At 48.7% G+C, this 13,408-nt stretch carries 10 protein-coding genes and 1 pseudogene; 1 reads left to right on the top strand and 10 read right to left on the bottom strand.

What is annotated here, in order from left to right:
* Nucleotides 1-220: 220 nt before the first annotated feature.
* Entirely contained in the window at nt 221-745 is a 525-nt protein-coding gene (locus MHI14_RS00255; RefSeq protein WP_240768221.1) for a hypothetical protein, read from the bottom strand.
* 399 nt (nt 746-1,144) lie between these two features.
* Complete coding sequence (locus MHI14_RS00250; protein WP_133386399.1) at nt 1,145-2,422, bottom strand: S1C family serine protease; 1,278 nt, start codon at nt 2,420-2,422, stop codon at nt 1,145-1,147.
* A 758-nt stretch (nt 2,423-3,180) separates the two neighbouring features.
* Here MHI14_RS00250 and MHI14_RS00245 point away from each other — a divergent pair.
* Entirely contained in the window at nt 3,181-3,393 is a 213-nt protein-coding gene (locus tag MHI14_RS00245) for a hypothetical protein (RefSeq protein WP_036611899.1), read from the top strand.
* Here the strand turns inward: MHI14_RS00245 and MHI14_RS00240 are convergent.
* The 8 genes and pseudogenes from MHI14_RS00240 to MHI14_RS00205 all read right to left on the bottom strand — a co-directional run bounded on the left by MHI14_RS00240 (nt 3,362) and on the right by MHI14_RS00205 (nt 13,346).
* The gene (locus tag MHI14_RS00240; RefSeq protein WP_091035273.1) at nt 3,362-4,168 is read right to left on the bottom strand and encodes an MBL fold metallo-hydrolase; all 807 of its coding nucleotides are present in this window, start codon (nt 4,166-4,168) and stop codon (nt 3,362-3,364) included. The two genes, MHI14_RS00245 and MHI14_RS00240, sit on opposite strands and share 32 nt — an antisense overlap.
* Nucleotides 4,169-4,174: 6 nt before the next feature.
* Nucleotides 4,175-4,918 carry a two-component system regulatory protein YycI gene (gene yycI, locus MHI14_RS00235; protein ID WP_036612041.1) on the bottom strand — a complete coding sequence of 248 codons (744 nt, stop codon included), beginning with the start codon at nt 4,916-4,918 and terminating at the stop codon, nt 4,175-4,177.
* A gap of 273 nt (nt 4,919-5,191) precedes the next feature.
* The gene (locus MHI14_RS00230) at nt 5,192-6,472 is read right to left on the bottom strand and encodes a YycH family regulatory protein (protein WP_133386400.1); all 1,281 of its coding nucleotides are present in this window, start codon (nt 6,470-6,472) and stop codon (nt 5,192-5,194) included.
* On the bottom strand, nt 6,456-8,306 hold the full coding sequence (walK, locus tag MHI14_RS00225; RefSeq protein ID WP_133386401.1) for a cell wall metabolism sensor histidine kinase WalK: 1,851 nt from the start codon (nt 8,304-8,306) through the stop codon (nt 6,456-6,458). Before walK ends, MHI14_RS00230 begins: the two co-directional genes overlap by 17 nt.
* Nucleotides 8,306-9,028: a response regulator YycF gene (gene yycF / locus MHI14_RS00220; RefSeq protein ID WP_074092884.1), complete on the bottom strand. Its 723-nt coding sequence runs from the start codon at nt 9,026-9,028 to the stop codon at nt 8,306-8,308. The genes walK and yycF overlap by 1 nt, the downstream gene beginning before the upstream one ends.
* 438 nt (nt 9,029-9,466) lie before the next feature.
* Complete coding sequence (locus tag MHI14_RS00215; RefSeq protein WP_091035266.1) at nt 9,467-10,999, bottom strand: peptidoglycan DD-metalloendopeptidase family protein; 1,533 nt, start codon at nt 10,997-10,999, stop codon at nt 9,467-9,469.
* A 486-nt stretch (nt 11,000-11,485) separates the two neighbouring features.
* A pseudogene (locus MHI14_RS00210) lies at nt 11,486-12,295 on the bottom strand (class I SAM-dependent methyltransferase).
* 283 nt (nt 12,296-12,578) lie between these two features.
* The gene (locus MHI14_RS00205; RefSeq protein WP_341129659.1) at nt 12,579-13,346 is read right to left on the bottom strand and encodes a hypothetical protein; all 768 of its coding nucleotides are present in this window, start codon (nt 13,344-13,346) and stop codon (nt 12,579-12,581) included.
* Between the last annotated feature and the right edge of the window lie 62 nt (nt 13,347-13,408).

Genomic DNA, 13,408 nt, shown 5'->3' with positions numbered 1-13,408 from the left:
ATTTATCGTGCCCAACCTCCACCAAACCTCTCCATTCGCCGTAAAAGAACACAAAAAGCATCCTTCCCGATACCTTTACGGTACTACGAAAAGAATGCTCCTGTAACATTAACAATCACTTCACATAGCGAATGAATCTTGCTCCTGCGCCTAAATTACGAATACAGAGTTACTTATTGCCCTGTTCCATTCCATGAATTGTCTCTAATCCACACTCGTTTTAATTCAATCCCGACTGCGCCTTCGTCAACAGCTTCCCGCCTTGAAAAGCAATAACCGCATTGGCACCATTGCCGGCTGTGCCTTTATAGTTGTAAACCACCATATTCTCCGCTTCACTCAGCGCTTCACCTTCACCGCCAAGGATCTCGATGACATCTTCCACCGACATGCCAACCTCAAGCTTCTCATACTGGGCAAACGTAATCAGGACCCCATCGCCTTTCCCGGCCGATCCGTTATTTCCCGATGTTACAGGCGTTTGACCACCAGCTCCACCTGCAGCAATCACATTTGTACTCAGCTCATTCAACTTGGTCTCAAGTGCTGCGATTTTTTGCTCCTGCTCAACGCTCTTGGCTCCTTGCTCCACCAGTTTCTTCTCTAGGCCAGCAATCTTCTCCTGCAAAGCACTTGTATCTACGGATGCTCCTGTCGTAGCTACCTCAGATCCACAGGCCGACAGCATAAACAGTGACAGCGCCAAGCTCGTTCCCCCAAGCATCTTTTTCTTCAAATGTTTCATCAAAAATACCCCTTCCATTCTGAAATAAAAATATGATCGACAAACAGATGTTATTGCATCAGCGACCGTCTCCAACATATTGACAACAGTTTACCACAGCCCTAGTCTTATGTATCTGCTCCTTTGGCTCCGGGTCTAACTGATCATGAGAATATAAAAATGGTTGATCTACTCATTTACTGTCGAACGAGCACATTTACCCATAGTCGGCCAGTGGTAAGTACCAGTTAAGTACTCCTTTTCTTCTTTAATTACAACCTAACCCATCCCTTACAATCAAGCATTGCGTAATGCTCATCATCCAACAACTAAAAAAGAGTGGTCAGTTGATCTGATCACTCTTCTAGCATTGCCCTATTACAATCCAAACAACAGCATAAGCTCCGTTCGAAACTTCCCTTACTCCGGTTTATCCGTCAGCTTCACCGATACTTTCTCCACTTTGCCATCCCGGTAGAAGGTCACTTCAATCGTATCCCCAATCTTCTTCTCATCGTACAGATATTTCCGTAGATCCAGCGTAGAGGTAATTTTTTGCCCGTCAAATTCCGTAATGACATCATTCAGCTTCATGCCGGCTTCGGATGCTGGACCAGATGCTTCCAGCACAACCACACCGCTGTCCACATGAGATGGCAGCTTCAGATCCTTACGCTGCTCGTCATCCAGTGGTGCATATGGGTTGCTCAGATCGACCGTGTACACGCCCAGGTATGGACGAGATACTTTGCCGTTCAGTAGCAGGGAATCTACCGTTTTCATCACTTCGTTCATCGGAATCGCGAAGCCGAGACCTTCAACACCCGTATCCGAGATCTTCATCGTGTTGATGCCGACCACTTTGCCGTTCAGATCGACCAATGCACCACCGCTATTGCCTTCATTAATCGCCGCATCCGTCTGAATTACGTTTTGCTCCCAGTCGTATACTCCATCCTGATTAATCGATACCGGTAGAATACGATCCGTGTAACTGACAATACCGGATGTCAGCGTACCGCCCAGACCGAGTGGGTTTCCGATTGCCAACACCGTTTGACCGCGCTGAAGTTTGCTGGAATCGCCAATTTCCGCGACTGCACCCAGCCCTTTATCTTCTGCGGATAGTACAGCAATGTCACTTACACGGTCTTTACCGACCAGCTTCGCTTTGTGTGTCTCCCCATCTACGGTCACAATCTCCAGATCACTCGCACCCTCCACGACGTGGTGGTTGGTCATGATGTAGGCCTTGCCATCTTCCTTTTTGAAAATGACCCCTGAGCCCAGCGCCGAATCTTCCATCGACAGACTGCTACCCGTTTTATGGTTCACAATGCTCACCACGGAAGGACGAACATGGGCTGCCGCCTGGATAATCCGATCGTATGGATCAGCTGCCTGCGCTGTCTGTGCACCGCCTCCACCACCATTCCCCGTAGCATTAGCCAGCGGTAACGAAGCGGGCTGTGTGATGAAGCTAAACAGCAGGACGGTCACGATGGAGCTGATCACCGAGCTAATCACAGCTACCTTCACTGTGGAACTGATTCCCGTACGCGATCTGCGCGGATTGCTCCAGCGGTCACGTCCACGTGCTCTGCCTCCAGGGCGGATGATCTGAAGTTTGCCTTTCTGTTCAGGTTCGGCGCGTCTTGATACTTTGGTTGAATAAAAATCGTCTCCAAACAATCCCATCGTGATCCTCTCCCCTTCGTTGTCACGCATCAAGACCCTGACTGCCGCCTAAGTTGTCGCATGGTTCAACGATGGTGTTCTTACGTTACCCCACTCCAGCCACAGCCGAGCTTTCGATCGCTGTTACTCACAAATTCCCATCCCACTTTCAGGGTGAAATTTGTTCATCGCGTATGCTCTCGAAGTAGCTTTCCTTCAGAAAGCTTTTCGGCGAACGCTTCGCTTCTCCAGCCTCGTTCTGTGTCTTTCGTTACGTGCGTACCGTAAATAACCTCTCGGTTTCCCATGCTTTTTTGCATTTTTATAAAATGGTCTTTCATATCGCCGCATCCCGGCATCAAATCAAGATACAGCGTCTATGTACAACAGAACGGACACGCCATTCTGTCAGTGACTCTATCAATCATGCTCTCGCATTCTATGACATGCCATTTCACACGCAAAACAGCCAAAATCACAATGCTCCTTATATACTAAACACGCCAAATCCCAAAAAGTTGCATATTTACGAAAATTAACGCACATTTCCGCTATAACGCGCTTAACAATAAAGGTCCATAGTATCTATCACCACAAAATCCGGTCCGCTAAGCGCCATTTTGGCAAATTTGAAGAACTTTTTCACCCCTGCATAGTCACAGGTTCAGCATACACGTCTCATCACACAAATGTTAGCGGCAAAAAGAGGAATGTTTTCCATCAAGCCTGACTACAATAATAGTAAAAGACAATTCGAAGCTTCATAGAGGAGGATATATATGGATCGCACACGTACACTCACAGCCATGGATGAAGTTCATATGGCGGCCAAGCTGGCCGATCTCAAAGAAGAACACTATCGCAACACACTTGCACTCAGTACCATCATCGAACTGCTTATTGATAAAGGAATTCTGACCCGCGAGGAAGTCGAGCGCAAAGCCGCCGAACTCGACAGCTTTATGGCTCACCCACCCTATCCCATGGCGTAGGACGGTCATAATAGGTATCACAGAGTTTGAACTCATGATCCCGATAAAAACATCCACGGCTCTCCATCGCGTCGCGCACCGACATTTTCGCCAAGTCCATCATATTATGATCTCGGCTAAGATGTGCCAGATACGTGCGCTTGATGCGTCCGTTCATCAGTTCACTAAGCGCTGCCCCTGCTGCTTCGTTCGACAAATGCCCAATGTCACTCAAAATCCGGCGCTTGGTGTTCCACGGATAACGCCCCATACGCAGCAATTCGACATCATGATTCGCCTCCAGCACCAGTACGTCAGAATCTGCGATCGCATCGCGAACCTTGTCGCTCATGTACCCGAGATCCGTTGCAACAGACAGCTTCTCCGTACCATCATCGAACGTATAACCTACCGGCTCAGCCGCATCATGCGAGATCCCGAAGGATTCCACGCGCAGTGACCCAAAATCATGCTTTTCACCCGTCTCAAATACCCTCCGGTTTTCCTCTGGAATTGCCCCAACCGACTTCTCCAGTGCCGCCCACGTATTCAGATTCGCGTAGATTGGTAAATTATATTTCCGAGACATCGCGCCTAGTCCTTTAATGTGGTCGGAATGTTCATGTGTAACCAGAATCCCGTCCAATTCTGCCCCAGAAATCTCCCTTTCCTGAAACAGTGCATCCAATCGCTTCGCACTAAGACCCGCGTCAATCATGAGTGAGGTACCCCCATGCTGTATGACTGTGGCATTACCTGTCGAACCGCTGGATAACACGGTAAAATATATCCCCATAACGCATTACTCCCCTGGTTTGTCTGTCTTGGGACTGAATACATCCCCACTGATGCCCTGCACGTACAACACTTCGCCACTTTCCAGCACGAACCGCCATGCCGGCATCGCTACCTGTATATCTGAATTGAACAACTGGCCGTAATAGCCCAGCTGAATATCTTTGACAATTGCATCATTTGGCAAAAAGTTCTCGATCAGTGTTCCCAGCGCCTTCGACGCCGGAAGCACCTGCTGATCGCTCTCCTCTGCGGTTGTAATCCGCACTGGAGTTTGACGGTAACCCGTTATTTTCTGGTCGCTGTAGAATAGCTCCAGACTCACATTGAAGAGCGGCCATTTGCCATCCACCAGTGGGTGAAGCACAAAAGCCCCATCCTCGGCCATCAGCTGATCCAGCCGATACGTCCCGATCTGTGGAATCTCACGCTCTAATGCATCTTCCAGTTCACTCTGCGAGAAGATCAACTTGCTATCTACAGGCTGTTCCAGCTCCATATCCACGCCCGCCTTGTCCTCTTCAATGAACTCATAGGACAACTTCGGCAGCTTCGGCGTTTCATTCGGAATTGGAGCCAGCACCTGAATGCCCTTTTCTTCCATCGCCTGCTGTGTATTATCTGCCAGTGAGGTGAAGTCCAGATTGGCTCCGGCCGTCTCTCGCGCATCCATCCAGATCTGGTATCCCAGCACCAGATTGAGCAGCAGAAAGGCATAGATCAACACATTTTTCGCCCGTCCCCAATCCAAAACATTCACCTCCGTCCATTTGATAAAGCAACTAATATCACACTGGCCCACTCCGCGGTCAGAACAACCTTCCGATCGCTGTTATCCCCAGATTTCTTGATTCCCTTTTCCTAAGGGAGAAATCCGGCGATAAAGGCGAAGCGTATGCTTTCGATGCAGCTTTCTTTCAGAAAGCTTTTGGCTTCGCTTCTACAGCTTTTTTCTGCCCTCTCCGTTATCGTGTGATCTTACACCTCGCTCGGATATCGAATGACTCCGTTACCCTACAACCCATCAAGAAACGGTGGTTTCCTCCCCGTTTCCAAAGCGGATTACCCATACCGGAATCAGCTTTAGTCCGTCCTCAATCGAAGAAGGACGATAAGCCGGGTACACGTCCACGACCTGGCGATTCTCACCTGCCACCTTTTTAATAAGAGCCTTCAGCTTGTCTCCACCAGGTAGTTTGACCGATTTCTTCGTCTCTGCACCTTCGTTCAGGTATTCCAGCGATCGTTCATAGCTGGATACCGTCTCCTGCTGCATCTCCATGCTGATTGTGCCAAAGCGGAACTGCATGGAATCCATAATCGGGTAGCTGCCGTAATACTGCTGGAATTCAAGCCGTGTCTTGCTGTCGGCGGTCCCCAGCATCATGCGTGACCGGCCTTTCCAGCCGCCATGCTGATTCACAAAATCAACCGCAGACAGTGCATCCTTCGCGGGATCAATCTGCCCCGCAGGCGGTGCGGCCGGGTCGGTGTAGCTGATCCAGCGTTGTTCCTGTTTCACCTGCAGACTACGTTTACTATCCGTGTAGATCTCCGATCCATCTTTTTCCCGGATGTTCCGGGTCATGCTTGGATCAAAGAACAGACTACGCTGCATCTGCTCAACAGTGAACTGACCTGTTGGCACATCCGCCTCAATCGTCTCCAGAGATTCCGCCGGGATATAATACCCGCCATCCATCAACGTATATGGCGTCCAGTTCGTACCGAAGTCAACATGCTGTTGCACGTCTTGTACTGTCAGGTCTGCCTGCGTTGCCTCGTATACCACGTCTCCCTTGGCGCTAAAGAACAGCGCATGGGCCTTTGTTTCATTTTTGGACGTATAGATCGAGATTCGGTTAATGGTCTCCCCTTGGAACAAGGAATCCGTCCCAAGCCTCATCACCCGCTGTAACAATGCTACGGGAATGCCTTCTTTGAACGATAACTCAAACCCAGGGTTCTCCTTGCGAATCTGATCCCAGTTCACCGATTGCACACTGCGGCGCTGAAAATCATCGAAAGCACGCCCCTGTAACCGTGAATAGATCAACTGATAGAACGTATTGCCAGGGTAAAACACCGTATGTTTATCCTCACCCAGATGAATAATCATCTGATCGGGGAAGATCAATTCTTCAATATTGCGTTCCTGACCCATATTTTCCGTCTTCACATAATTCGTCTCTGACGTCACGATGGAATCCCCGCCTCCGGGCAAACGGTAGATCAGGAAATAACTCTGAACCAGACTGGCTACAACAAGGGCAGCAAGCACCAAGGATTTAATCCGTTCCTTCACGGTGCTCACCCCCTTTCTCACGCATCGGCAGTGTGAACGTTACTGTCGTTCCCACGTCTACCTCAGAATCCAAAGAGATGCTGCCATCATGCGCCTTCACAATTTCCCGGGCAATGGACAGTCCTAATCCTGTGCCTCCCATACTGCGGGAACGAGCCTTGTCCACCCGATAAAATCGCTCAAAAATGCGATCCAGATCGCGCTGTGGGATACCCATTCCGGTATCCGATACCGAGATGGCAAGTGCATGTTCATCACTGCGTCTAGCTGCAATCGTAATGGTGCCGCCTTCCAATGTATATTTCAGCGCATTAGACACGACATTATCCAGCACCTGATCAATCTGATCGCGATCCAGCGGAACAGCCGGAATATCATTCTCTACAGACAGCACAGGCTGAATATCCTTCTGATGCATCTGGAACGAGAATCGATCCGTCACTTCCTCCAGCATTTCCAGGATGTCTGTTGGCTGTTTACGTAGCAAAGCCTCTTTGGAATCAAGCCGCGATAAATGCAGCAGATCCGTAACCAGTCGTATCATTCGCTCCGTCTCGTTCTGAATAACACCTACGAAACGACCGGCAAGCTGTGGATCTTCCAATGCACCGTCATCCAGTGCTTCCGCGTAACTCTTGATCGTGGTCAGTGGTGTGCGCAGTTCATGGGATACATTGGCCACGAATTCACGCCGGGATGCCTCAAGCTCTTCCTGCTCGGTAACATCCTGAAGTACGGCAATCGTTCCCGTGATTCCCCGTTCACGCCGATGAACAGGTGTGAACGTCATCCGAATGACCACAGGCTCTTCTTGTCCTGCGGGTGCAATCTGCAGCAAAGTTGAACCTGTGAAACCACTCGCGAGAGCTTCCGCATCTTCCGGATCAATGCCGAGTAATATGGCAAAGTGTCTTCCTTCAATATCCGCAGGATGCATACCCAGAATGCTGCTGGCACGACGGTTTACGAGAATGACTTTACCATACTCATCCGTAGCCACCACACCATCACTCATATTCGTCAGAATGGAGGTCAACTTCTCCTTCTCCTCTTCATTCAGTGAAAGTGCATCCCGAAGCCTGCTGGTCATATAGTTAAAAGCCCGACTGAGCTGACCAATCTCATCCGTGCCAAATACAGGTGTCTGCTGATCAAAGTTACCTTCTGCGACCGCTGTCGCTCTCCGAGTCACTTCCTTAATCGGCTGCGTAATCGTATGGGACAGGATCACGCCAAGCACCGCCGTTAACACCAAGGCAATCAGAATGCCGGAGATAAAGATTTTGTTGATTCCCTCCATCGTGGAATACAGCTCGTTCATGGACGCCGCGATGTAAACCGCGCCAATGATCTTGCCGCCGGATAGCACCGGCTTGGCGACGACCTTTTTGCGAACATTATCCTCGTCCACGATGTATTCCTCATTATCCCGAATGCCTTGCAGCGCACGGCTGACAACGGTTTGGGTGTTTTTGCGCCCCACATAATCCGAATGTGAACTTAGCGAGGTCGTAAGTACCTTGCCGCTGGCATCCAACACCTGAATCTCGGCACCGTTAATGTTGAACAGGTTGTTCACCAGCACACGCAGATTTTCCGTTTTGTCCTCGCCGGCCTCTGCTTCTCCACCCGCCATCGTCTCCCCCACGAGAACCGACAGCATTTCCGCACGCGCCTGCAAGTCTTCCGTAAAGTTGCTCGTTAGTGAGTTCTTCATCGCGCTCACAAAATAAACCCCGATCAATTGCATCGCAATCAGAATCAGCAGTACATAGATAATGATCAATTTCGCCTGAATCGTTCGGAAGAACGAGAATCGCGCGAATCGTCCCATTATATCCCCACGCTTTTGGCACTGCGCACGAGATAACCGAGCCCGCGGCGAGTCAGAATCGTTTCCGGTTTGCTCGGATTCTCCTCAATCTTCTCACGCAGACGACGAATCGTTACATCCACGGTACGTACATCACCAAAATATTCATATCCCCACACCGCTTGCAGCAGATGTTCCCGTGTCATAACCTTGCCGGAATGCTTCGCCATATAATAGAGAAGTTCATACTCACGGTGGGTCAGATCGAGCGGTTCCCCGCCTTTGTAAGCCGTGTACATGTCCATATCAAACGCCAGATCAAATAGCCGCATGACCTGCTTTTCCTCATCTTCCGGCGCTTCGGCCGTTATCGCAAGCTTTTGCCGTCTGCGCATCTGTGCCTTCACCCGTGCAAGCAACTCACGCGTACTGAACGGCTTTGTCACGTAATCATCCGCACCCAATTCCAGTCCAAGCACCTTGTCGATCTCGCCATCTTTGGCGGTAAGCATGATGATCGGCATCTCCAGATGAGCGCGCACCTCACGACAGACATCCATACCGTCCTTGCCCGGAAGCATCAGATCCAGCAGCATCAGATCCGGTTTCTCGGATAACGCCAGTTCAACCGCACGAATGCCATCAAATGCGCAGATGACCTCGTACCCCTCTTTTTCCAAATTAAACTTCAGAATGTCCGCGATGGGCTGTTCATCGTCCACCACCAAAATCTTCCCCTGCATCGGCTAAGTTCACCCCTATATCCTGCTTAATCCGCGTTAGCGTTTATATCTCTCTTCTATGTTTAGCTTGTACCAAGCCTGCTTGATTGGTTTCTCTAATATAAGTTGAACTAAAGAATATTTACTCTCATACTACGATGACAGAACAACCTTCCAATCGCTGTTATCCCCAGATTTTTTCGATTCCCTTTTCTCAAGGGAAAATCCGGGGATAAAGGCGAACGCTTCGCTTTTTCAGGTTTTTTCTGTCCTCTCCGTTATCGTAAAAATAATTAGTTCAACTTATATAGCTTGTTGTTTATATTCTCTAGTTTAACATACCTGAAGCACCGTCACATCCCGATCCGAGGGTTGGAAGGTCTTTCATCTGAAAATTTTTTACAGCAGCAAAAAACAAGGCCAGCATTATAGCCAACCTTGCTCTACTTAAGCTCTATATTAGTTCAGATACGTTAACGGATTTTCTACCGTTCCATTCTTAATAATCTCAAAATGCAGATGTGTTCCAGTCGAACGACCCGTGTTGCCCATAACGCCGATACTCTCGCCTTTTTCAACCACTTGTCCAACCTTAACGCCAATGCTGTTCAAATGTCCATACAATGTTTCGTATCCGTTACGGTGGTTAATAATGATGACATTACCATAACCACTTTTCTGTCCTGCAAAAGTAATTACACCCTCATCAGACGCTTTCACATCGCGGTTACCTACCAGATCGACACCTTTGTGCTGGCGACCCCAACGTTGTCCAAAGCTGCTGCTCATCGTTGCATTTGATACCGGCCAAGCAAATTCACCTGTGCCCTCACCAACAACTTTTGTTCCGCTAAGGACCACTTCAGTTACAGCTGCTTTAATCACTTCCTGACCAAGCCACTCTTCCTGAACCACTTCACCATTTTCTTTGGTTATACGGTACTGCATGCTTTTTAAGCCACTTTGTCCTGGGCGCACGACTTTAGTTGTACCAGCTTTCAACTCGGCACTTTTGCGCACTTCCACTTGTGGTTTGATCTCAATCTGCTCTACAACCTGCTCAACAGATTTAACAGTTACCGCCGGTTTCGGAACGGTCAGGGTCAGTTCGTCTCCGATTTGAAGCGACGTTTCCTTGATGCCCGGATTATGCTGGCGAATCTCGCTTTGTGTAATTTCATACTTGGCGGCGATTGAAGAGATCGTATCTCCTTCACGAACCACATAAGTTACAGGCGCGTCTTTACCAACGGTTAAAGCTTTAACCGCCTCGGACACATCCCATATTTTGTTTGGATCAGCCTTCACCACATCCGTCGCAACATCTTCCTTGATACCTACCGACTTCAGGGTTGTGCTTGGTCCCTCGTCTTTCTTCGAGGAGTTAGCCGATACCGACTTCGTCTTAAGCGAACTTCGCACAGCCGATGCCGATATGTATTTGCTTTGCACTTGTTCCAGGATTGCATCCGCTGTTGCCTGATCCTTCACAATACCAATGACTTCACCGTCTACCTTGAGCTCCACACCTTTGGCGTAGGCTGTCAGCATGTCACCCAGTTTGTCCAGCGTCTCGTCACTGTTTACTTCAGGTTTGTACGCTCTTACCGTTTCGGTTGTGATGCCATCCGTGTTCAGCACCATCTCTGCATCCGGATATTTATGTTGATATTCCTCAGTTTTGTCTGTAAATAGTTGTTGTAATTGTGCCTCATCTGCAATGGTACCAATCTCGCTACCTTTAACCATGACTTTGTAGTACGGTACGGTGTTTGCAGTAACATACTGTTTGCCTGCGAACCCGAGCGATGCTGCGATGAATACACCACATGCTGCTGTAATGATCCATTTGCGCGAGGCCAGAACGCGCTTCTTATTCACACTGAAGGTGGACATGCTCATGTTGTTTTTGTCTTCGGCCGTCCGGTGTTCCCCGGATTGTTCGTGTACCCGGTCTTTGCCCGGTTGGCGTATGCCTCTGAAACCTTTCATGATTCTCTCCTTTTCAGCACTTCTCAGTTCGCATTTCTGTCAAGACATCACCCATCGTGTCTGTCCCATGCTCGTTGATACTTGTATTGGGTGTCCGCAAAATCAGGACTTTAGCTGCGCTCGTAAAAGTGTCAAAATTTTAACCTTTTATCACACCCGTATACTTTAACACAGGTTTTACACTCATTTCAACTCTACACGTCACACCGCAAAGCCACGCCCCGCTTGGTTTCCCTGAATTATCCATAAGATAGTATGGCTGATCCATCACCCATTATGCCTCAACATCCGCTGTACTATGTACTTTTGTTCGCAAATTAAGACTAGGTTCTAAGACCCAGTGAAATATGCTTTATTTTTCATAAAAATACATATAAAATCCCTCACCAGATCAACTCTGATAAGGGATTACGTAAACAACCTGATTGTGGTTTATCTTAAACTGGATTTCATCCCATGCCACAATAGAAATTAACTTTTATGTATCTATTCTTTGACTGCAAGAATTACAAATCGCTTCTGCTGTACTTCCCAGAATCCATTTTGCTCCATCTCCGTATGAATATACATTAATGGCTCACGGAACTGTTCTACCTTGAAATCAGGTATTTGCCACGGGATGGTCTTTAGATAATATACCAGTGCCCCTATATCATAGAAACGCTGCGCGGGAGTTGCTTCCCGTTGCTCCAGAATACGGAATCCACACTGTTCCAGCTGAAGAACAGCACGATCCAGCTCCCATCCAGCGTAATCCACGGGCATAGGAATGCCGAGCCGATCATTGATCTCCCTGCAATCTGACCAACCTACCTGTTGAGTCAGAAACAGTCCACCTACCGATAGAATCCGCCTAACTTCCTGCTCATCATACGACTCATGCCGATTAAGAATCAGATCGAATTCCCCGTCTACAAAAGGAAGTTGCGAATCATCAGTCACCGGAAGCACCTTCACACCTAACGGCTGTAATCGTTCCTCTGCAATCGGTATATTCGGAAGATAACCTTCGGTCGCACATGTGTATGGAGGAAGCGGAAAGAGTCTGGACAGCATTTCTCCTCCACCCGTCCCCATGTCGAGCAATCGTTCTGTTTGATTCAACTATCGGCGCGCCATCGTTCCATAGGACCAAGGCAACATTCCGCTCTGAAGTCGTTCACTCCCTGTTACATAGCTAAAATCCCAGCCACTAAACGGCTGCTCCGCCTCTTGCAGTCCTTGCTCGTATCGCTCTTTAGCCGCCTCGGTAAACTTTTTTACTGATGGTTCTGAATTAGAATGATATAAGTTCATGTTCAATACAACCTCCAATTAGTGTATTCATAAACACAGTCCATCGGATCTCTTGAAAGCACCTATGAACGGAGGTCCACGATTTGGACTGGAGGTTTCCGCAATATTACCTGAACGTTTTTATATGTTGTGCTCTTTACCTTTATATTTCATACACTGTTCCCTCCTACAGGCATTTCCAGTATTTATTTAAATAGATTATATTTAATCACCCTCGACAAGTCCATTACATTATGAATCAGGCGATACTCGTCTAGGAGCACGCCCGCTTTCTCTGCCTATCTTATTCTGTTTGCAGTACTTCCATCAGGTTGTCGTACTCTTCACTGGTCAGGTACTTCGAGATCACCTGTTCAATCTCACGCAGTTCCTGTTCCGTTAGGCCACCTTCCATGGCGCCTGAGATCTGCTGCATTTCTTTCTGCGGCAGCTTGTTCATGAGCAGGCTGAAGATTTTTTCTTTCTCCTCTGCTGGCAGCTTGTCCTTCGCTCCTGTAATGTCATCCGGTGATACAACAATGGCATCATTGCCTGAAGAAGCACCGCCGCTGGCCGCTCCGGTTCCATTACCTGAAGCTGAACCACTACCCTGATCTGTTCCTGAGTCATTACCCGTGCCCGTATCCACCCCATTGCCTGCACTTGTGCCTGAGTTTGATCCTACGGTTGTATCTGTACCTGAACCTTCCTCTGTGCCCTCGTTTGAGCCGCTCCCTTGAGACGCATTCTTGCCTGCATCTACGCCAGATTGACCGCCCTCCGTTCCATTCCCCATAACTGAAACAGCATCTTCCGGAACCTGCTCTTCGTCCGCTCCTGTCGGCTGATCTGTCGTCTCATTTCCCGATTTGTTCCCCTCGCTGGCTTTACCGCCCAAGGCACCTTGGAACATGGCAGTTAACCCCATGGGTTGACCTTCCCACTGAATATTGAAACTCGCGAGTAGCGACTTCGCATATGACTGTACAATTAATCCGGTCGTGAGCAGTGTCAGTGAACTGACCAGCAACACGGTTAGCACGATTTTGACAAACCACACAAGCAACTTCATTCCGTTCTCTCCCTCCGATTATCCCACCCGTCTGACATGCGCATGTCGGGGTCTGTGACTCT

It is taken from the genome of Paenibacillus sp. FSL K6-2393 (assembly GCF_038002545.1).
Taxonomy (GTDB): Bacteria; Bacillota; Bacilli; order Paenibacillales; family Paenibacillaceae; genus Paenibacillus.
The sequence above is the reverse complement of the archived record's forward strand: the minus strand, read 5'-3'. Positions and strand labels throughout refer to the sequence as shown.